We start from the raw sequence: 19,437 nt of genomic DNA on the forward strand, positions 1-19,437 counted from the left end.
CGATCCTGGATCCGCTCGGCGACCCGGCGTGGGAGGTCGGGATCGTCGGGTCTGACGCGCACAAGCGCACCGGCACGTCGTACCACCTCGGCTCATCTGACCTGATCATGTCCAAGCAGCCGTACTCGGTAGCCGAGTCGCCGCGTGACCGGGCTGGGCTCACCGATGATGCCGCCGCCCTCGATGTCGGCATGTTCAAGGTTCGCACGCCGAAAGGCACCTTCGACCTGCGGCATTACTCGCGGTGGATGGTTGCGCAATGCGAGGCGGGCACCGCCGACACGCAGCACATCCGGGAGGTCATCTACAGCCCGGATGGCCAGACGGTGCGGCGTTGGGACCGGCTTGGCCGCCGTTCGTCGGGCGACAACAGCCACCTAACGCACACCCACGAGTCGTATTTCCGGGACGCCATCAAGGCTGGCGCGAACGTGTCTGCGGTGAAACGCCGCTACCTGACCACCATCGGACTGATCCAGGCTCCAACCGGCATGGAGGACGACGTGAGCGCCAAAGAGGTGTGGGCGTACGACCCGAACAACCCCAAAGATCCAGCGGCCATCGTCAACCCGCCGTGGCGGCACGACGCGAAGACGAACCCGACCGTGAAACCCGCCTACGCGCTGCGGGACATCTGGGACCGCGTGCACGGCTTGCAGGAGGGCCAGGCCGCCGCCCGGCTCCGAGATGAGGCGATCCTGCGCGCCGTCACCGGCGCAACCGGCGAGCAACTGCTGACCGAAATCCGGGCGGTCGGTGCCCGCCTCGACGATCTGACCGAGCTGCTGCGCCGCGTCGAGTCCGGGGAGTTGACCGCAGAGCAGGTGCTGGCCAGGCTGCGGGATCTGCTGCCCGGCGGCGCCAGCCAGTCGTGACATCGGCCAGGCTGCGCGGTCGGGTCGGCCGCCGGGGCACCGCCCTGCTCGCGTTCGCCGGCTTGGACGTCGTGTACGCGCTGCGGCTGGCCACCGTCCAACCTGACGTGCAGGACTTCTACCAGTGGCTGCACTCGCCGCTGCCTCTGTGGGTGTGGGCCGGGCCGTGGCTGGCGGTGGCCGCCATGTGCACGGTCGGCGCGTTCCAAGGCTGCGACAAGGCCGCTTTCACCGCCGCCACCGGCATCAAGGTGTTGTGGGCGTGCCTGTACCTGGGTGGCTGGCTGCTCGGTGAGGTCACCGACGGGTGGGTTTCTGCCGCAGTGTGGTCGACGTTCGCCGTGTGCGTTGGGTTGATCGCCGGCTGGCCGGAACCCGTCAAGGGGAAGGGGCGACCCGCATGGACACCACCGTTGGCGTGATCGTCGCGGCCGGGTTGTCGGCGTTGGCGGCGGTGGTCGCCAGTGTTGTCACAGCCCGGGTTGCCGGCCGCGCGAACCGCGACAATGCGGTCCTCAAGTGGGCTGAGCAGATGCGGGTCAGTGAGGCGGAAGCCCGCCGAGAGGCGCAGGAGTCTCGGGATCGGGCGGAGCGGATCCGTGAAGAGGCGGATTCGGATGTGGAGCGGCTGCGCGTCAAGATGGACAGCTTGGATGAGCAGTTGCGGCGGGCGAACGCGTTGGCGTCCCGCCTGACGGACACGTTGACGTCTGTGGCTGCGGAGGTGTGGCGGCCGGAGCCGGATTTGGCGGCGTTGCGCCGACTGGTGGGGCGTCCTTCCGCGTCAGGCATCAACGGGCACACGGCATAGGTCACGGAGACAGGAGACATCCATGAAGGTCGGTAGGTACGCCAAGACGATTGTGGCCGCTGTCGTGGCCGGGGCCACCGCGTTGACGGTGGCGATGGGCGACGATGTTCTCACCACCACCGAGGGCATCACGGTGGCGCTGGCGGTGCTCGGCGCTTTCGGTGTGTACGTGGTGCCGAACGCCCGTGACAGCCGTCCGGAGTAACTGTCCCGTTCGGCACACAAACTCGGTCTGCTCACCCCAGCGGCAGACCGAACATGAGGGCCGCCCCACGTCTCCCTACCCGGGAGGTGGCGGGGCGGCCCTTTCTTCGTTGTGCGGATCAGGGGCAGATGTGCTCTTTCACCACCGCGAGGATCCGCTTTGACTTCTTGTCGCCGAACCCTTCCGGATGGTCGGGGCTGGTGAAACGCCGGTTCGTGAGATCCACCAGTTTCGCCTCATCATCCGGCCACTCGGCGATGGCGGTGCACTGGTCACGACCCCGGTTGACGACCGTCTTCGGATCCTTGTCGCCGACGATGTCCGGGTCGATGTCGCGTAGGGCCGCAATGTATGCGTCGGCGGTAGCGGCGTCCGGGGCTGGTGGAAGGCCGTTGCGGGTGAATGGTGCGGCGGCAGATGTCTCGGGTGCCTCCGCGCCGCTGCTGGCGTCACCGCCGCCACATCCGGTCAGCAGCAGGGCAACGGCACCGATCAGGGTCAGGTGGGCTCGTTTCATCGGGGCACCGTAGCTAGTCGCTGGTGAACCTGGTGTCAGGTGTCTGACGGGCGTGATCCTGGCGGGATCCACTGGTGCTGGCCGACCAGCCGCAGATACGCGTAGGCGATCACCGTCGGTTCGCACATCCACGAGCAGTGGCAGATCGGGCACCAGTCCCGCCGCCCCGGGCGCGGCCAATGATCGGCGATGACCATGCGGGCGGACAGGATCAGCCGGTTACGAACCTGCGCCAGCGACCACACCGCGCGCCTCCAACCAGGCGGCCCGCGCCGCACGATGCTCGGCCAACACGGTCGACGCCCACCCGATGCGCGGGCAGCCGTCGGGGGTGCAGTCGACGCAACGCAGCCCGTGCGCCTCCACGGCGATAGCCGCAACGGTGACGACCGGCGGCGCACACCAGATCCGGGCCGTCACCGCCAGCCGCCCCGACGCCGAGCGGCCCGCGTATAGAACGGCAACAGTTCGGTGGCCTCACCACACCAGCGGTAGCCGGACCGCTGCCGCGCCTGCTGCTCGCCCACCGGATCCGGGCCGAGCGCACCCGACCGGTTCGGGAAGCGCGTTGCCGGCCCCGTCCGGTCGATCGGCTCAACGTCGCGGCGACGGTTGAACGGCCACACCAGCATGACGCACACCTCCCGGCAACCGTGGGGAGGGTGGCGGCGATGTGCTCGCCCACACCGATCGGGTTCGGTGGGTCACCGCCGCCACCCGCCGCCGTCCTGTCCGGAACGGGGGCACCGGACAGGCAGCGACTACAACGGACGGTAAGTGAGCCAACACACGTCAGGCGGCACACGTTGGGGCACTACCCCGCAGCGTGGCACCTGCTCAGGCCACCCCGACCCGATCGGCCAGCACCCGCAGCTCAGGTCGGGTGGTGGGTGTCTCCCGGGCCAGCAGTTCCCGCACCGTCGACCGCATCAGCAGGTTCAGCGGCGAATCCTCCGGCGACTCGCGGTCGGCGCGCAGCAGCATGTGCACCGCCGCCAGGTCGTCGCGCTGCGTCGCATAGCCACGGGCCAGATGCAGGTAGTGGGAGTGGCGGCGCTCGACGCTGCCGGCCCGGCCGACGTCGACCCGTTCGCCGACGCGCAGCGCCTCACCGGGCCGGGACAGCTCCAACACCACGGCCGCCCGGTGGATGCCCACATTGGTGGGGCCGAAGAACAGCCGATGATGATCGGTTTCCCCGGTGACGGCGGCCATCCGGTCGGCGTCGTCGAGGGCGCGTAGTGCCGTGTGTTCGTCGCGTAGCCGGGCGGCCTGAACGGACAGCAGCAGGTTGAGGCCACCCAGCACGGCAAGGAGCACCGGATCGCTGCCGTCAATGTCGGACAGGTCGGCGATGGCGGTGCGGCACAGTTCGGCAGACTCTTCGGTGTGTCCACGGTTGGACAGGACTTGCCCGAGGTTCCATGCCGCGCTACCCCGGTAGGCCGGGTCGTCGGCTTCCCGGGCTGCGGTCAACGCCCTGTCGGCGGCCAGCAGCGCCACATCGGACGCCCCAACCCGCTTCCCGTAGGCGCGCACCAGCAGGTACAGGTCGGCGGTGATCCGCAGCACCTGCCGCCGTTGGCTGTCGTCGGCGGTGGCCTGGGCGATGCGGACGGCGTGGATCAGGTCGGGCAGCACCGGCCCGGTGTGGGTGTAGCGGCGCTGCGATTGTGTCCACGCCGCCCACGCGAGGTCGACGGCGCCGCGCAATTCGTCGACGGGCATCGGGTTGCCGGCGGGCAGTGTGTAGGCGTGGATGGCGTCGCGGATGGGTTTGACCGAGTCGTGTTCGATGGGGTCGTTGGGCAGGTTGCCGGCTGGTAGTCCGGTGAGCCGGTACAGGTCGGTGACGCGCAGGATGCGGGCAATGTCGATCCAGTCGCCGAGCGTGTTGACGGACCGTTCGCCCGACTCCCATTTCCGCCACGCGGAGACGGTGACGCCTTTGAGTTGAGCGGCGACTTCTTGTGTGAGTCCGGCTCGCTGCCGGTACAGCTTGATGCGTTGGCCGGGTGTCATGCCCGGCGTGATGACGGGTTCCACGGCTGATCTTCTTCCCGGTAGAGGACGGGTGCGGGCGGCTCCGTCCGGCCTCTACCCCTTCGGGGGCCGCCCACCTTCGACGGTACGCCCGGAACACGTCGAAGGGGCACCCCTGGTGTGGGGTGCCCCTTCGTGTCGTGGCGTCCGTCAGGCTGCCTGCGGCACGGCCTTGCTGGTCAGGCTGTACTTGGCGGCGTGCCCACGCCCATCCTTGGACAGGTAGCCGTGGGCCAGCAGTTCGCCCGCCAACTGGTAGAAGCGGCTCGACCCGATCCCGACTGCCGTGAAGATGTCCTTCGGCTGCCGGTAGCCGGCGGCCACCGCGTCCAGCACCTTTCGGTGACTGTCCGACGGCGCGAACTCCGGCTGCTCCGACCCCGGCCACACCGGAAACACCACATCCTCCAACAGCTCCACCACCACCTGCGGCGACTCGACAGACCCCGGCCGCGCGGTCGATGTCTGCGACGGCACATGCACCCCCGCCATGCGTGCCTCACGGCGAGCCAACGCCGCCAGCCGGGCACGCTGCCGCACAGCCTTCCGGTCCGCATAGTCCGGACCGAACGCGGCGGCCTCGGCCGTCGACAGGCTGCGCCACCGCATCCGCTTCGGCAGCTCGGCCACCTGAGTGTCGGTGACCCGGAACCCCCGGAACGCCACCCCCCGATCCTCGTCCACCAGCCGGGCGTAGCCGGGGACCGCCGGGAACTCACGCGGATCGTAGGCCAACTTGAGCACGTCCTTAATCGACGCGGACTTGATGCGCAGCACCACCCCGTTGCCGGTGAGCAGCGCCGACCGTAGCGCGTCGGCGTGCTTGCCGGTGCCGAACGCCCGATCCAGGAACCCGGTCTGCGTCGCCGCGATGATCGTGATGCCAACTTTCCGATACTCGGTGATCAGGTTCGCGGCCAACTCCTGGATGTCGTCGTACAGGAAGAACTTGTGGCACTCGTCAATGACGATGATCAGGCCGGGCCGGTCCTCGGTCGGCGTGAACCCTTCCAGGTCGTCAATCTGCATGTCGTCCAGCCGCTTGGCGGCCAACTCGTGGGCGCCTTCCAGCATCGCCCGCAACTGGTCGGGGGTGCCCGCGAAGTGGTCGGCGTGGTCGCGCAGCAGCCGCGACGACGCCCCCGACTCGCCGTGCCCGTCCGCGAACCACACCACCGTCGGGGTGGCGGCGACCAGCGACATGACGATGGACTCCATCAGCCGGGTCTTACCCGACCCCTGCCCGCCGACCAGGAACCCGCCCCAGATGCTGTCACTGGTGTACACACGCCAGGTGGCGTAGCCGTCGCCGTCCACGTACGGGCCTAGCGCCACCCGCCCCGTCTTCGGCATGTACGTGCCGCCGTCGGGCCACACGTTGTCGCGTGCCAGAACGGGTGACTTCCGCAGCACAGTCACCAGGATGTGTGACTGGTCGAGGGTGGGATGGTCCTCGGCCATCAGTTCGTCGGTGCGCCGCAGACCGAGCCCGGTGCGGATTTTCCCCGGCGAGCCGGTGACCGTGGACAGTTCCTGCTTGCCGGGCACCAGCCGCACCGTGAACCGGTGTCCGCCCTTCACCCGCTGCTGGCCGGTGGCTTTCGATCCGGCCAGCGCGCCGCCGGGGCAGCCAAGGTTCTCAGCCCACCGCGCCGTGTAGTCCACATCGTCAGCGGCGGCGGGTGCGGTGCCGGGGCCGATGCGGTGCTCACGCCACCACAGCAGCGACAGCCCGGATCCGAGGATCGTCAACGCCGCGACCGCACCCCACGACATGCCGTTGGCGGTGACGGTGGCAAGCCACCCGGCGGCCAGGTAGAGGGCGGCCACGAACCGGTGCCGCATCCTGCGGTCAACGATGCGGCGGCGGGTCGCCCACGCGGTGACCACGGCGGCGGTGAACGCCACCCCGGCCACGGTCAGGGCGGTTTCCTGCTCGGCGCCGGTCGCGTGCACGGCCAGCCGGCAGGCACCGGCGGCCACCACCAGGGCGGCCATCGCCCCCCACGGGGCGGCCTGCGCACCCAGCCCGGCGCGCGGCTCCTGTTCGCTGTCGGTGCCCGGGGTGGACACCTCGGCAGTCGTGTTCATTCCTGTCTCCCTCTGGGGTGTCCCGGCCTTCCACCACGGCCGCGCAGACCCGTGAGCCTGCGCGCCGTAGAAGCGGTCGGGGCTACTCGCCGGTGACGAACTTCTTGTTGCCGGCGTCCGGAACCGCCTGGTACGCCTCCTTGACCGTGTTCTGCTTCTTCATCTCGGCGGCGGCGGCGGTCCACGCGGCGGCGGCGGCCTGCGACTGCTCGCGGGCACGCTCGACAGCGCCGATGGCTTCGCCGCTGACCTCGAAGCCGCGCAGGGCGGCCACGTACTGTTCGCCACCGGCGGTGGATGCGGCGCGGTGGGCGTTGGCCATGCCTTCGGCGAAGGCGATAGCGGTGGGCAGACCGGTGATTTCGGCGTTGGCCATGTCGGACTCCTTCATGATCGGAAACATGGGGATGACGGTGGCGAGCTTCGGTTGCTCGCCGCTGGGCTCGGTGTTGGTGTCCGGCGTCGCTGCCGGGCTGTCGGGGGTGGTGGGCTGCGCGGGGCAGACGTGGTTCTGCGAGTCGGCCTGCGCCGCGTCGGCGTCCCGGAAGCCGCCTTTCCTCTCGCCGCAGCGTGGGCAGCGCCACCAGGCGTTCGTAGCCGTCGGCCGGGCGCAGTCGGGGCCGCACGGGTCGACGCAGTACGGGTGTTCGTCGTCGTGGACCACCGACGTCGGTTCCGGTGCCGGCCGGCGACGGCCAGGAGATGCCACCGCCGGTCGCTGCTGCTGCGGGGTGACCCCGGCGTGGTCGAGCATGTCGTCCACCGGCTGACCCTTCACCGCAGCCTTCTTGCGCCGCTTCTCCGTGTGCGCGGCCAGCGCGTCCGAGTACAGGTCGGACAGCCAGTCACGGGTGCCGTAGCGGTGCTGCTGCGGCGTCGGCCCGCCCGCCTTGCGGGCGCGCTCCAACTTCACCTGGTAGCGGGGGTTCGGCTTGCCGGTGACCGCGTACGCCACATCCTGGGCGGCGGTCTTCACCATCCACGTCACAACCCAGATGGCCAGCAGGATGTCGATTCCCACGTCACACCTCTGCCAGGTCGGAACGGCGGGACTTCTTGATCACCCGTCGGGCCATCAGCACGGCGCAGACGATCGACGCCAGGGCGAGGCCGGTCGCCGAGTCGGTGCCGATCCACTCGGTCATCCACTCGCCCATCCAGTCGACCAGGTCACCCGTCCAGTCGGTGATGGTGTCGCCGAGCTTCCCGGAGGTGGCGCGGGCAATCGACGGCACGAGGATCGCCCCGGCGATGGCCACCTGGTTGGGGACACCGTCGAGGAACATGTCCAAGCCGATGGCGACCACCCCGACGAACAGCAGCACCTCCGGCAGCCACCCCCACGGGATCCAGTTGAGGACGGCGACGATCGCGTCACCGAACCAGATGCCGGCGCCCAACGTGCCGCCGACCAGGGCGACCACGGCCGACGCCCAGGCGAGGCCGGTCACCCCCTTGGCGCGAGCCTTACGGATCGCGGCCTTCGTTCCCTTGGCCATGCTTGGCCTCCTTCTCTACAGCAGCACCCAGGCGATGGCGCCCAGGGCGGGTCGGATGACGTTGTCGGCGATGGCCGGGCCGGGGCCGGTGAGGATGAACAACTTCCACACCGCGAACACGGGCAGGGCGCGGCCGGGCCGTTGGGCGATCCACTCGACGTACCGGCAGACGGCGGTGGTGGGCAGGCTGATGGCCCGGTGCCACACGACACCGGCCGAGCGGATGGGCCCGTCGGTGCGGCTCGTCCAGCCGGCCCAGTGGGCGTAATCGGACAGCTCGGCCAGCGAGGCGGGCGGTTGGGTGAGCAGGTTCGGCGGCACCCAGTAGTCCCGTGACCGGTCGATCCAGCCCAGGATCCGGTCACGCACGGTGACCGTTTCGGGGTGGAGAGTTGGAGAGTCGGGGATGGTTTCGCGCTCGGGTGACGGGCGGCGGAACTGTCCACTGGAGAGTTCGTCGACTGGAGAGTCACCGAGGGTGACTTTCCTTCCGTTGATGACCGTCATCGGCTGGCCTCCTGGGCGAATTCGGACAGCGAGCCCCAGCCACGGTCACAAGTCCTGATCCGATGGCAGTTGGCGCAGACGACCTCGCACAGTGCGATCTCTTCATCGATCCGCTCGATGGACGCCCCGCCCGCCGCGAGCATGGCCACGTTCACGGTCTTGCCAAGGCCGGGAAGGTGGTCGAAGTCGAGCGCGTGTGGGTGCGCTCGGTAGCCGCAGTCGGTACACCCGCGCTCCAACTTGATCCGCTGGATGTGCTCCCGGTTGCGCCGTTTTGCCTGCTCGCGGCTCCGCTGCGCCCACGCCCGATGCTGGGCGCGCACTGCGGCGGCGTCGTAAGTGGTCATCGGGTCACCAGCCCGAGCAGGATCGCGACGATGCCGGCGGCGCTGATCAGAATCAGAATCGCGCCGATCACCTTGCGGGTGTCCGGGTCGCCGGGTGTGCGGCGGTGTACCCGCCGAACGGCAGTGTTTGCCATGATGTGGGTTCCTCCTGGATCCCTCGCTGGGTCTGTGGGTGGAACCCGGGGCGGCGGCGCTGCTTTGGTCGGTATGGGCCGCCGCCCCGGGGTGCTACTGCTGGCTGGTCGCCAGATCGTGCGAGTGACCGTTGATCTGCTGCGCCGCTTCCTTGCGGCGGTTCACCTCCCGACGCACCGCAGTCGGGTCGACTCCTGCGTCACGCGCCGCCTGACGCTGCGACACGCCATGCGTCAGGTGTGCGTCAGCAGCCGCCTTGACGCGTGCGTCACGGTCTGCGTCATCGGCCGGTTCGGTCGGTTCCTCCGGCCGCGTCATGACCTTCTTGCCGCGCCGCACCAGCGGTGCGTCAATGCGGTGCGTCAACTGCGTCACCGCAGGCAGGGTGACTGATGCGGCCTGACGCACCAGTGCGTCAACCGATGCGTCACCGGCTGCGTCAACCCGGTGCGTCAACCCTGCGTCAGAGTGCGTCACGGCCTGAGTCACCGGCTGCGTCAGCGGTGCGTCAAGCGCCTGCGTCAGAAGTGCGTCACCGGGTGCGTCAGCCTGACGCAACTCGGCGGCACGCGCTGCGTCAGCAGGCAGCGTGCCAAGGTCCAGATCGGCCAGCCGGGGCGCACCATCCCACGGCCGGGCCTGCGCCACGTACGAGTTGAACAACCCGATCAGGAACGCGGTCGTGGCCGCACCGAGCGGACCGACCGACTCGGCCACCAGCGCCGCAGGCTTCCAGTGGTCGGCGGCCAGGCTGGGCGCAATGTTCAGAGCCAGCGACGTTGCGAGGAACCCGACCTCGATGAGCCACGACTTCCAGTCAGTGTCGCCACCTGCGGATTGCAGCAGCGCCCGGCCGACGATGATGAACGCAACAATGGCGATCAGCGCCGGTTCCACCGCCCACGCGGCGAACCACCCGGCCGAACCGGGTTCCAAGCCCATCAGGAACGTCACCCCGCGCTGGACACCGGCAGTCGACCACGCCCCGAAGGCGATCAGGACGGGCAGGCCAACCCACAGGCTGGCCTTGCGCACCATCTCGACCCGCAGGGCGCGAACCTCGGCGGAGCGGTTGATGTCGGCCCGCAGCCGGGCGCGGGCACCGGACCGGGACGCCTTGCGGTACAGCTTGGCCAGCTCGGCGGCCTCTTTCTCGTCCCGCTCCCGCTCTTTGCGGGAGCGGGCGCGGGACGTGGCGACTTCCTCAATGGCGGCCAGGGCGTCCTTGTGGGCGACTTCCAGGCGGCGGCGCTCGACTTCATCGACCCGCTCAACCTTGGTCTTGGCCCGCAGCTCGGTCAGCCGGGCGGCAACCTCCGCCACGGTCAGCGGTTCAGGCTTGTCGTGGCCGTTCACTGCCCCTCCTGGATGTGTTCGCGGCGCACCTGAACGATGTCGCCCAGGTCGAAGGTGTGCGCGTCGTTGTCATCGGGTGTCGTGTCGGTGCCGACCAGCACCCGGCAGGCGTGGCCGGGAACCATCGGCTGACCGCAGCACCAGCCGTCCACGGTCACCAACTCGACGGTTTCCCACCCGCCGTCGATCCGGATCTGCTCGCCCACCCGCACCTGCTCGACCGGCATCGGCAGCCCATCGGGGCCGGCTGCGGTAAGGGCGTGCTGGCGCAGAATCTCGATGAACGCCAACGTCTGCTCGGGGGTCATGCCCACGGTGCGGTCCATGGCGACGGCCAGGTCCACGGTGGTCTGCCCGGGGGTGTCGTCGTCGATGCGGGACACGGCCACGTCGAGCAGGTTGGTGGCGGTGGCACCGTCGTTGACGGCGTCGACCATGACCGGCTGGGACATGTGGAACACGGATCCGTCGTGCCGGTCGGGTTCGCAGGCCGGCGGCGGGCACCAGGGCGGGCAGGCCGCCTGCTGTTGGGTGTCCATCGGGGTGTTCCTCCGGTTGTTGGTGGGTGGTGCCGGCCGCCCCGTATCCAGGCCGGGGCGGACGGCACCGGGGGTGGAACAGGTCACGCCGACACCAAGCCAGCGGACAGCTCCCGCACGGTGGCCCGCGCGGCGCGCAGCAAGTTACTGACCGAACTGACCGAGATCCCCAGGCGCTTACCGACCTCGGCGCGGGACAACCCCTGGATGTAGCGGAGCTGCACCGCCCGCCGCTGACGGCTGGGCAGCAACTTCACCAGCCCGGGGCAAGCCCGGAACGCCTTCGCCTCCGGCGACTCGTATCCCAACTCGGCGAGGTGGTCGACCCACGCCGGACCGGACAGGTCGACAAGGTTCAGCGCCTCGTACAGCCGCTGGGAGACGTTGCCCCGGCTGATGCCCAGCTTCTTGGCCGTCTCGGCGATGCTGACCCCGTGAAGGCAGTGCAGTTGCACCACCCGCCGTTGGCTCGGCGTCATGGCCGCGAGCGCAACCCGCACCCGGGCCGCCACCTCCGGGTCGTCCAGGCTCGGCCCGGACTGCGTCGACTCCATCGGCGTCTGCGTCTCGACGCGCTCGATGTGCTCACCCAGCAGCGCCGGGGTTGCCTTGCGGCGCTGCTCGGCCAGCCGCAGCGCCGCGTACTTGGCCCTGGTGACCGTCCACCCGGCCAGGTTGGTGACGTCGTCCAGGTTGGCGCGGTCGGCCCACAGCGCCGCCAGCACCTCCTGGACGGCTTCCTCAGCGTCGGCCCAGTTGCCGCAGTAGCCGAACACGGTTCGGACGATCCGCGCCCGTTCGGTACGGACCATGCGGTCGAATCGCTGCTCACGAACAAGGTCATCGAAATCGATCGTGGTGGTCATGTGTCTGCTCCCCAGCAAGACGAAACCCAGCATCAGAAAGTGGAGGCGGCCGAAACGGTCGCGTAGAAGACGTGCCCGCCGCAGCCATCCGACTGGTGCACCTCGGCGAAGCAGGCACCCTGAGCGGCCACATCGGCGCGGGCCACAGCCTGGGCGTCCAAACCGTCGACAGCCGACGTCACATGCGTGCCGATCAGGTGGCCCGGCTCGTCGAACAGCTCGATCAGGTACGTCACCGCGCACCACCGGCGTTGATGTACTTCGCCAACGTGTCAGCGGCCAGCAGATCCGAAGCCATCGCAGCCAGCGACCCGAACGTGCCCTCCACACCGACCACGTCGATGACGGCCGGCTCGATACCGTCGACCGTGTACCGCTGCGTCACCTGGATGTGCCACTTCGCGCCGTCGTACTGGTCCTCACCGGTCCACGGCTTCGAGTAGTGGTCGACCACCCCCGGGTCGGGGCTGTTGCAGTCGCCGTCACACCAGTCGGGGCAAGGCGGCAGCGGCAGACACGCGGCAGCGGCCTTGCGGATGGCGTACAGGCGGCCGGCACCGGAGAGGCTGCGGTCGTCGAGGATCGCCAGGATCTCGGTGGGCAGGCTGGCGGCGGTGGTTACGGCGGCCCGGCCACGGTAGGCGGGCTGGATGGTGTCCTTCCGGCTGGTGATGCCGGTGGGCAGGATCAGGGTCGGCGCGTCGGTGAGGCTGGTGCGGGGGGCGTTCACTTGGCACCCCCGGCGATGGTCGCAGCCGAGTCGTACGCCCGGTCCTTCCACGCCTGGAACAGGGCGGCAGCCCGGCGCAGGTTCGTGTCGTCGGGGTACTGCTCGGCGGCGTACCGGACCGCCTCGCCGAAGTAGCCGGCCAGGTAGGCGGGCGCGAAGTCCAGCGTGGTGGCGCTGGCGATGGCGTCGGCGGCGATCGGGTCGGCGGTCGGCGTGTCGTTCGTCTCGCTGGTGTGTGTGCTGAGTGTCTGGGAGGATCCCATCGGTCCCGTTCCCTTCGTAGCAGGGTGCGTGGGCAAGTCGTGCCGGGGGCGAAGTGGCTGCTTCAAACCCGGTGCGCGCCATCTGGCTAGTAGGCGTGCTACGACTTCTGTTCTTCGACACGATGGGCACGATGGTGGCCGTCGGTCAGGAGGGCGGCATGCTCGACGAGCAGGGCACCCCGCCGCGCACCCGCGAGATCCTGCTTGTCGACTCGATCGCGGCGGCCAGTGGTGGTGCGGCCAGCGTCTCCAGCAACACGTCGTACATCGAGAGTGCCGCAGGTGTCGCGGAGGGTGCCCGGACCGGCGTGGCCAACCTGGTCACCGGCGTGCTCTTCCTGCTGGCCATGTTCCTGGCGCCGCTGGTGGTGGTCGTCCCGTTCGAGGCGGCGTCGGTCGCACTGGTGGTGGTCGGCTTCCTGATGATGACCGCGGTGCGGACGATCGACTGGTCCGACTACGAGATCGCCATCCCGGCCTTCCTCACCATCGTGTTGATGCCGTTCACCTACTCGATCTCCAACGGGATCGGGGCGGGCCTGATCGTGTACGTGGTGGTCAAGCTGGCGAAGGGCAAGTCCCGGGAAATCCACCCGCTGCTGTACGCGGTGGCGGCGCTGTTCGTGGTGTACTTCCTGCGCGGTCCGATCGAGGCGCTGCTCTTCTGACTCTTCCCCCGGGCCGGGTTTGTGTGATCCGCGTGACGTGATCCGCACGCCCGGCCCGGAGCAGGAGAAACGTCGGGGTGAGCATGGTCATATCCGCTGCGGCTCGGTCAGCTAATTAGTTAGGCTAACTATCGTGACGGAGCGGACGGTGACGGCTCAGAGCATGCCACCGGCGCAGCTGGCCCTTCAGCTGCGTGATGCGATCACCCGGTTGAACCGGCGGGTCCGCCAGGCCCGGCCGGTTGGTGACCTCACGGTCACCCAACTGTCCGCGCTCACCAGTCTTCGGCTGGCGGGCGCGCTCACGCCGCGGGAACTCGCCGACGTCGAACGGGTGCAGCCACCGACGATGACCAAGATCGTCGCGAAGCTGGAGGAGCGCGGCCTCGTGCAGCGCACCCCGCACCCGACCGACGGCCGGCAGGTCATCCTCGCGACAACCGAGGGGGGTCGGGCCGTGCTCGACCAGTTCGAGCGGGTCCGGGACGAGTGGCTGGCCCGCCGGCTGGCCGAGCTGAGTGACACCGACCGGGAGATCCTGCACCGGGCCGCGGAGATCCTTCAGCGAATCTCCCACGCCTGACGCCGCGCACACCGGGTGTGCGCCCCGCGCCGTGCCGTCCGTCGTTGACGACGCGTACGACCGCGAGGAGGCGCACCAAGAGTGCAGGCAAGGCTGAGCACGATGTTCCAGTCCCTACAGGTTCGTAACTACCGGCTCTTCGCGTTCGGGCAACTGGTCAAGCTGATCGGTGTCTGGATGATGTTCATCGCCCAGGACTGGCTGGTCCTCGAGCTTTCCGGTGACTCGGCCACCGCGCTCGGTGTGGTCGTCGCGCTCCAGTTCACCCCGGTGCTGCTGCTCACGCTGCTCTCCGGTCGGCTCGCCGACCGGTACGACAAGCGGATGCTCCTCTTCGTCGCCAACGCGTTCTGGACCGTGCTGTCGCTGGCCATGAGCGTGCTGGTCCTCACCGACCTGGTTCAGCTCTGGCACGTCTTCGTCTTCGCCGCGCTGCTCGGTGTGGCCAACGCGGTGGAGACCCCGGTACGGCAGGCGTTCGTCTCCGAGCTGGTCGGCACGTCGCTGCTGCCCAACGCGCTCTCGCTCAACGCGGCCGTGTTCAACTCCGCCCGGATCGTCGGACCGGCCGTGGCCGGCCTGGCCATCGCGGCCTTCGACGTCGGGCCGGTCTTCCTCTTCACCGCGCTCAGCTCGATCGCGCCGTTGGTCACGGTGATCAAGATGCGTCCGGCCGAACTGCATCGGGACCCGCTGCCACCACGGGACGAGCGGGCCGCCGCGACCGTGCTCGACGGGCTGCGCTACGTCGGCCGCCGCCCCGATCTGCTGCTCCCGATGGTGGTGATGTCGGTGATCGGGATGTCGCTGTTCAACTTCCAGCTGACGCTGGCGGCCCTGGCGAAGACCGTCTTCAACACCGGGGCGGCCTCGTTCGGGCTGTTCAGCACCACGCTCGCGGTCGGCGCGCTGATCGGCGCGTTGGCCGGGACCGGGCGACGGAGCCGCCCTTCGGTCTGGCTGGTGCTGGGCGCCGCGATCGGCTGCGCCAGCTTCGGCACGCTCGTCGGGCTGGCCCCGGCGTACTGGATGGTGGTGGCCCTGCTGCCGCCGACCGGTTTCTTCATGGTCTACTTCGCCCAGGCGGCGAACCAGCGGGTGCAGCTCGGCACCGACGCAGCGTTCCGCGGGCGGGTGATGGCGCTGTGGGTGCTGGTGTTCCTGGGCACCAACCCGGTCGGCGCGCCGATCATCGGCTGGGTCGCGGAGACCTTCGGTGCCGGCGCCAGCATCTGGGCCGGCGGCCTGCTCTCGCTGACCACCGCGCTGCTCGCGCTGGCCTGGCAGCTGCGCCGGGCCGGGGCCCGGCTGCGGTTCCGGATCCTTCCGCTGCCCCGCTTCTACGTGACCGAGGTGTGACCGCTTCCGGCCGTGGGGCGGCACGCAGCTTCGTCGTCCCACCCCCTCGGCGTCCCCGGGCGCGCCGAATACGGAAAATCGGTTACGTGACGCTGCGCAGCGGCATAGCTTCGATGGGTGGAGGTCCTACGCTTACTGCTCCTGGCTGTGGCGCTGGCGGCCGTGGTCTTCGTGCCGGTGCTGATCGCGCTGGTCATCTGCACTGACGAAGTCGTCGACCGGCTGACCTGTGGATACGGCGAGTGGCGGCAGCGGCGCCGGGAACGGCGTCTGATCGCCCGGCTGAACGAGGCCGCCGACGCGGTCGCGGTCGCCGACCGGATCGACCTCGACGCGCTCGATCGGGTCGATCGGCGGCCACTGGAGCAGATCGCCGCCGACCTGCGGTGTCTGCGCCGGGACCGGGCCGGCGGCAGCAGACCGGTCGTGTGGCACAGCGACGTGCTCGACGCGTACGACGACCGACTCCGCCTGGCCTGCCGGGCGCTGGGCATCACCGAGCATCTCACCGAGTTGACCGGGATCGACCGGCAGATCGAACGGGTACGGGTCGAGGCCGAACTGGACGCCGCCGGCCTACGGCTGCCGGCCGCCCGCCCCGAGCAACCCGAGCGGAACCATTAGCTGCCACCCTGTGACAGGTGCGACTCTTCATCGCGATCTACCCACCGGTCGAGGCCATTGCGCACCTGACCACCCGGTTGGCCGAGTTGCGCCTGGCGGCGGCCTCGACCGCTGGCACGAACGTCCGGCTGGTCGACCCGACCAGGGCCCATCTCACGCTCGCCTTCCTCGGCGAGATCGATCCCGCGCGGCTGGCCGAGTTGCGGCAGGTCCTCTCACGCGCCGTGGCGGCTGCTCGCCGCGGTGCCGGGGCGGAGACGCCCGCCGGGTGCGACGGCCCGCCGGTGCTGCGGCTGGGCGGCGGTGGTCGGTTCGGCTGGGGCCGAAGCACGGTGCTCTGGGTCGACGTACGCGGCGACGTCGCCCGGCTGGGGGCGCTGGCCGGCGCCGTACGCGCCGGACTCACCGCAGCCGGATTCCCCGGCGACGAGAAGCCGTTCCGACCGCACCTGACCATCGCCCGTCCGGGTGACCGGGTGCCGCACGCCGACATCGAGGCGGACCTGGCCACGCTCGACAGCTACCTAGGCCCGCCCTGGCCGTCCAGCGAACTGGTGCTTGTGCACAGCCGGCCCGGACCCCCGTCGACCTATCACCAACTCGCCACCTGGCCCCTCTGAACCCACCCCCGCCCCCGCCGACTTCCCGCGATCTTGCACCCTTGGTCGGTGAAACGTCCGTCATCAGCCTGATGTCCCGACAGAAAGTGCAAGATCGGCGCGGCGGAGGGCGGGCGTGGGTTAGGAGGACTCGCGGGCTGCGGGGCCGGTGCCGAAGAGGACGTCGTCCCAGCTGGGGAGACGCTTGCGCGGCTTGCCGCCGGCTTCGTTTGACTCCGAGGCACCACCGGTCGGTGTGTTCGTCCGGCGGGGGCGCAGCACCGCCAACGAGGGCACGGCCGGGACCTCCTTGGGCGCGTCCGCGTCGTCGTCGAAGGCCGAGCCCTGACCACCGCCGAGCAGTGCCGCGGCGCCCCCGGTGACCGCCCGCTGGCGCTGCGCGTCCTGACCGCCGGCGAGCGCGGCCGGTGAGCGCGGTTCGAGACCACGGCCCGAGGACGAGCCGAGCGGCCGGTCGAGGGAGGCGAGCAGGGCGTCACGGCCGGCTCGGATCGGGTCACGACCGGAGCGTCCCGGCTCGGCGGGCGACGGCAGCCCGTGCCCACCCCGACTCGGCTCGCCACGCGACGGGCCGGGCAGGGCGTGACCGCCCCGCTCCGGTGCAGGTTCCTGGCCCAGGATCGGCGTCGGGCGCTCGGCGCAGAGATATTGCGCCATGTCGTCGTGCGGGGTTACCGACTGCCGGGTCTTGTCCAGATCCCAGACCGCCTGGGCGGTCGCCTTGCCGGACGGCCAGGTGGCGACGATCCGCCAGGTGCCGTCGTCGCGACGCCACGCGTCCCAGGAGATCTTCTCGGTGTCGATCCCGTGTTGGGCGAGCCGACCGTTCACCACCTCGGCGAGAGGCGTGGGCTTCTCGGCACCCTTGAGTCGGGTACGCCGGGCATGCTGGGCGAGCATCGCCCGCTCCTGGAGCACCGGCCCGGCGTAGCGGAGCACCCGGTCGACCGGGACACCGGCGATCCGGGCGACGTCCTCGGCGGACTCACCGGAGCGGATCCGGGCCTGGATGTCCCGAGGAGACAGGGAAGGCACCGGATCTGCGGCGGCCGGTGCCACCGCGAGCGTGGGCGTACCCGGCTCGGCGTGCAGCGCTCCGGCGATACGCTCGTCCAACGGCAGGGCGAGCAGCCGCCCGACCTCGTCGGCGAGCACCAGGGCCTGGCCGTCCTCGGAGAGGGCGACGAAGCGTACTGGGCGCATCGCGTTGCCTCCGTCCCGCTTCGCTGGCCGTACGCCACGAGCCGGCCACCCGGGGCGTTGCGCTCCACGGTACGCCCATCCGTCCCTCGGTGGGAGACGCCACGCCCGGGTAAGCGGCGGATCCACCTGCTCCGCGGCTGTGTGGCGGGTCAGTTGTCGAAGGCCGACAGTGGCGCGGTGCACAGGCCTAAGTGGTGCGACAGCACGGCCGCCGGGGTGCCGGAGGTCGACCGCCGGGGCGTCGAAGGGTACGGCCCGACACCCCCGATCGGGGTGCCGGGCCGGTGGTCGTGCCCCTCGGGTGTACTACAGCCGCTCGACGACGTAGTCGATGGACGCGGTCAGCGCCTCGACGTCGGCCGGCTCGACGGCCGGGAAGAGCGCGACCCGCAGCTGGTTGCGGCCCAGCTTGCGGTACGGCTCGGTGTCGACGATGCCGTTGGCCCGCAGCGCCTTGGCGATCGCGCCGGCGTCCACCCCGTCGGCGAAGTCGATGGTGGCGACCACGTTGGAGCGCAGCGCCGGGTCGGTGACGAAGGGCGTGGCGACGGACGAGCGCTCGGCCCAGCCGTACACGATCGCGGCGCTCTCGGCGGTGCGCTTGGCCGCCCACGCCAGGCCGCCCTGGGAGTTCATCCAGTCGGTCTGCTCCGCGGCGAGGAAGATGGTCGCCAGCGCCGGGGTGTTGTACGTCTGCTCCAGCCGCGAGTTGTCGATCGCGGTGACCAGATCGAGGAACGCGGGGATGTACCGCCCCGACGCCTTGATCTCGGCGGCCCGCTCCAGCGCGGCCGGCGACATCAGGGCCAGCCAGAGCCCGCCGTCGGAGCCGAAGCACTTCTGGGGGGCGAAGTAGTAGACGTCGGTCTCGCCCACGTTCACCTCGAGCCCGCCGGCACCGGAGGTGGCGTCGACAAGCAGCAGCGAGCCGGGGTCCGCGCCGGCCACCCGGCCGATCGGCACCGCCACGCCGGTCGAGGTCTCGTTGTGTGGGGTGGCGTAGACATCCACACCCGCCTCGGCGACCAGGGCCGGGGCGCTGCCCGCGTCGGACTTGCGGACCGTCGGCTCACCGAGGAAGGGCGCGTCCTTGACGGCCTTGGCGAACTTGGCGCCGAACTCGCCGAAGCTGGCGAACTGGGCCCGGTCGCGGATCAGGCCGAACGTGGCGACCTCCCAGAAGGCGGTGGTGCCACCGTTGCCGATGACCACCTCGTAGCCCTCGGGGAGGGAGAAGAACTGGGCGATGCCGGAGCGCAACCGGGCTACCTGGTCGCGGACGGTCTTCTGCCGGTGCGAGGTGCCCAGGTAGCTGGTGGCCACCTCGGCGAGCGCGGAGACCGCCGCCGGACGGACCTTGGACGGCCCGCAGCCGAATCGGCCGTCGGCGGGCTTGATCTCGTCGGGAATCCGGATGGTCGGTGCGTCAGCCACGGTGTTCAAGATCCTTCCGCATGGGTCGGGGCCCGGGTGAGCAGAATGGGCGTGGACCGACGGCGGGCGCGTGCGTGGTCGCACGGCGTTGCCGCCGGGTCGGAGCCCGTCCGGCAGCGCTGCCGGACTTCATCCTCCCACCAGTCCCCGCCGGTCCGGGCG

Annotated in this window: 26 protein-coding genes and 1 pseudogene; 9 read left to right on the plus strand and 18 right to left on the minus strand. The window is 70.1% G+C overall.

What is annotated here, in order from left to right; all coding sequences use genetic code 11:
* Window positions 1-107 precede the first annotated feature (107 nt).
* Genes AB0I71_RS01155 through AB0I71_RS01170 form a run of 4 tightly spaced genes read left to right on the plus strand, consistent with a single transcriptional unit; the run spans window position 108 to window position 1,891 of the window.
* The gene (locus tag AB0I71_RS01155; RefSeq protein ID WP_357581216.1) at window positions 108-875 is read left to right on the plus strand and encodes a hypothetical protein; all 768 of its coding nucleotides are present in this window, start codon (window positions 108-110) and stop codon (window positions 873-875) included.
* Complete coding sequence (locus tag AB0I71_RS01160) at window positions 872-1,297, plus strand: hypothetical protein (RefSeq protein ID WP_357581217.1); 426 nt, start codon at window positions 872-874, stop codon at window positions 1,295-1,297. The genes AB0I71_RS01155 and AB0I71_RS01160 overlap by 4 nt, the downstream gene beginning before the upstream one ends.
* Complete coding sequence (locus AB0I71_RS01165; protein ID WP_357581218.1) at window positions 1,276-1,686, plus strand: hypothetical protein; 411 nt, start codon at window positions 1,276-1,278, stop codon at window positions 1,684-1,686. Before AB0I71_RS01160 ends, AB0I71_RS01165 begins: the two co-directional genes overlap by 22 nt.
* 22 nt (window positions 1,687-1,708) lie before the next feature.
* A complete protein-coding gene (locus AB0I71_RS01170) occupies window positions 1,709-1,891 on the plus strand; it encodes a hypothetical protein (protein ID WP_357581219.1) in 183 nt (60 codons plus the stop codon).
* A gap of 118 nt (window positions 1,892-2,009) precedes the next feature.
* On the opposite strand, the gene AB0I71_RS01175 is transcribed toward AB0I71_RS01170, so the two are convergent.
* From AB0I71_RS01175 to AB0I71_RS01250, 16 genes are all read right to left on the minus strand, one after another.
* Window positions 2,010-2,408, minus strand: coding sequence for a hypothetical protein (locus AB0I71_RS01175; RefSeq protein ID WP_357581220.1), 399 nt, complete (start codon window positions 2,406-2,408; stop codon window positions 2,010-2,012).
* A 35-nt stretch (window positions 2,409-2,443) separates the two neighbouring features.
* Window positions 2,444-2,653 (minus strand): hypothetical protein, encoded by a 210-nt coding sequence (locus AB0I71_RS01180; protein ID WP_357581221.1) that lies wholly within the window; start codon window positions 2,651-2,653, stop codon window positions 2,444-2,446.
* Window positions 2,654-2,824: 171 nt separating this feature from the next.
* Window positions 2,825-3,040 (minus strand): hypothetical protein, encoded by a 216-nt coding sequence (locus tag AB0I71_RS01185; RefSeq protein ID WP_357581222.1) that lies wholly within the window; start codon window positions 3,038-3,040, stop codon window positions 2,825-2,827.
* A 205-nt stretch (window positions 3,041-3,245) separates the two neighbouring features.
* Window positions 3,246-4,454 carry a helix-turn-helix transcriptional regulator gene (locus tag AB0I71_RS01190; protein WP_357581223.1) on the minus strand — a complete coding sequence of 403 codons (1,209 nt, stop codon included), beginning with the start codon at window positions 4,452-4,454 and terminating at the stop codon, window positions 3,246-3,248.
* A gap of 147 nt (window positions 4,455-4,601) precedes the next feature.
* Window positions 4,602-6,542 carry an ATP-binding protein gene (locus AB0I71_RS01195; RefSeq protein WP_357581224.1) on the minus strand — a complete coding sequence of 647 codons (1,941 nt, stop codon included), beginning with the start codon at window positions 6,540-6,542 and terminating at the stop codon, window positions 4,602-4,604.
* A gap of 82 nt (window positions 6,543-6,624) precedes the next feature.
* Window positions 6,625-7,563, minus strand: coding sequence for a hypothetical protein (locus AB0I71_RS01200; RefSeq protein WP_357581225.1), 939 nt, complete (start codon window positions 7,561-7,563; stop codon window positions 6,625-6,627).
* A gap of 1 nt (window position 7,564) precedes the next feature.
* Window positions 7,565-8,041: a hypothetical protein gene (locus tag AB0I71_RS01205; protein ID WP_357581226.1), complete on the minus strand. Its 477-nt coding sequence runs from the start codon at window positions 8,039-8,041 to the stop codon at window positions 7,565-7,567.
* A gap of 15 nt (window positions 8,042-8,056) precedes the next feature.
* On the minus strand, window positions 8,057-8,548 hold the full coding sequence (locus AB0I71_RS01210) for a hypothetical protein (protein WP_357581227.1): 492 nt from the start codon (window positions 8,546-8,548) through the stop codon (window positions 8,057-8,059).
* Window positions 8,545-8,895 carry a hypothetical protein gene (locus tag AB0I71_RS01215; RefSeq protein ID WP_357581228.1) on the minus strand — a complete coding sequence of 117 codons (351 nt, stop codon included), beginning with the start codon at window positions 8,893-8,895 and terminating at the stop codon, window positions 8,545-8,547. The genes AB0I71_RS01210 and AB0I71_RS01215 overlap by 4 nt, the downstream gene beginning before the upstream one ends.
* Window positions 8,892-9,029, minus strand: coding sequence for a hypothetical protein (locus AB0I71_RS01220; RefSeq protein ID WP_357581229.1), 138 nt, complete (start codon window positions 9,027-9,029; stop codon window positions 8,892-8,894). Before AB0I71_RS01220 ends, AB0I71_RS01215 begins: the two co-directional genes overlap by 4 nt.
* Before the next feature lie 94 nt (window positions 9,030-9,123).
* Window positions 9,124-10,386 (minus strand): hypothetical protein, encoded by a 1,263-nt coding sequence (locus tag AB0I71_RS01225; RefSeq protein ID WP_357581230.1) that lies wholly within the window; start codon window positions 10,384-10,386, stop codon window positions 9,124-9,126.
* Window positions 10,383-10,925, minus strand: a complete 543-nt coding sequence (locus AB0I71_RS01230; RefSeq protein WP_357581231.1) for a hypothetical protein — start codon at window positions 10,923-10,925, stop codon at window positions 10,383-10,385. The genes AB0I71_RS01225 and AB0I71_RS01230 overlap by 4 nt, the downstream gene beginning before the upstream one ends.
* Before the next feature lie 83 nt (window positions 10,926-11,008).
* Entirely contained in the window at window positions 11,009-11,791 is a 783-nt protein-coding gene (locus AB0I71_RS01235) for a sigma-70 family RNA polymerase sigma factor (protein ID WP_357581232.1), read from the minus strand.
* A gap of 32 nt (window positions 11,792-11,823) precedes the next feature.
* A complete protein-coding gene (locus tag AB0I71_RS01240) occupies window positions 11,824-12,027 on the minus strand; it encodes a hypothetical protein (RefSeq protein WP_357581233.1) in 204 nt (67 codons plus the stop codon).
* Window positions 12,024-12,521 carry a hypothetical protein gene (locus tag AB0I71_RS01245; RefSeq protein ID WP_357581234.1) on the minus strand — a complete coding sequence of 166 codons (498 nt, stop codon included), beginning with the start codon at window positions 12,519-12,521 and terminating at the stop codon, window positions 12,024-12,026. Before AB0I71_RS01245 ends, AB0I71_RS01240 begins: the two co-directional genes overlap by 4 nt.
* Window positions 12,518-12,784: a hypothetical protein gene (locus tag AB0I71_RS01250; protein WP_357581235.1), complete on the minus strand. Its 267-nt coding sequence runs from the start codon at window positions 12,782-12,784 to the stop codon at window positions 12,518-12,520. The genes AB0I71_RS01245 and AB0I71_RS01250 overlap by 4 nt, the downstream gene beginning before the upstream one ends.
* A gap of 110 nt (window positions 12,785-12,894) precedes the next feature.
* Between AB0I71_RS01250 and AB0I71_RS01255 the strand changes: the two are divergent.
* From AB0I71_RS01255 to thpR, 5 genes and pseudogenes are all read left to right on the plus strand, one after another.
* A pseudogene (locus AB0I71_RS01255) lies at window positions 12,895-13,452 on the plus strand (NCS2 family permease); the annotation flags it as partial.
* 133 nt (window positions 13,453-13,585) lie between these two features.
* Window positions 13,586-14,035 (plus strand): MarR family transcriptional regulator, encoded by a 450-nt coding sequence (locus tag AB0I71_RS01260; protein ID WP_357581236.1) that lies wholly within the window; start codon window positions 13,586-13,588, stop codon window positions 14,033-14,035.
* A gap of 81 nt (window positions 14,036-14,116) precedes the next feature.
* A complete protein-coding gene (locus AB0I71_RS01265) occupies window positions 14,117-15,394 on the plus strand; it encodes an MFS transporter (RefSeq protein ID WP_357581237.1) in 1,278 nt (425 codons plus the stop codon).
* A 117-nt stretch (window positions 15,395-15,511) separates the two neighbouring features.
* Complete coding sequence (locus AB0I71_RS01270; protein ID WP_357581238.1) at window positions 15,512-16,018, plus strand: hypothetical protein; 507 nt, start codon at window positions 15,512-15,514, stop codon at window positions 16,016-16,018.
* A 17-nt stretch (window positions 16,019-16,035) separates the two neighbouring features.
* Window positions 16,036-16,638 (plus strand): RNA 2',3'-cyclic phosphodiesterase, encoded by a 603-nt coding sequence (thpR, locus tag AB0I71_RS01275; protein ID WP_357581239.1) that lies wholly within the window; start codon window positions 16,036-16,038, stop codon window positions 16,636-16,638.
* Window positions 16,639-16,758: 120 nt separating this feature from the next.
* On the opposite strand, the gene sepH is transcribed toward thpR, so the two are convergent.
* Both sepH and serC read right to left on the minus strand, forming a co-directional pair.
* The gene (gene sepH, locus AB0I71_RS01280) at window positions 16,759-17,841 is read right to left on the minus strand and encodes a septation protein SepH (RefSeq protein WP_357581240.1); all 1,083 of its coding nucleotides are present in this window, start codon (window positions 17,839-17,841) and stop codon (window positions 16,759-16,761) included.
* Between the two features lie 306 nt (window positions 17,842-18,147).
* Complete coding sequence (gene serC / locus AB0I71_RS01285) at window positions 18,148-19,275, minus strand: phosphoserine transaminase (protein ID WP_357581241.1); 1,128 nt, start codon at window positions 19,273-19,275, stop codon at window positions 18,148-18,150.
* Window positions 19,276-19,437 lie beyond the last annotated feature (162 nt).

This window comes from Micromonospora sp. NPDC049891 (genome assembly GCF_040660295.1).
Taxonomy (GTDB): domain Bacteria; phylum Actinomycetota; class Actinomycetes; order Mycobacteriales; family Micromonosporaceae; genus Micromonospora.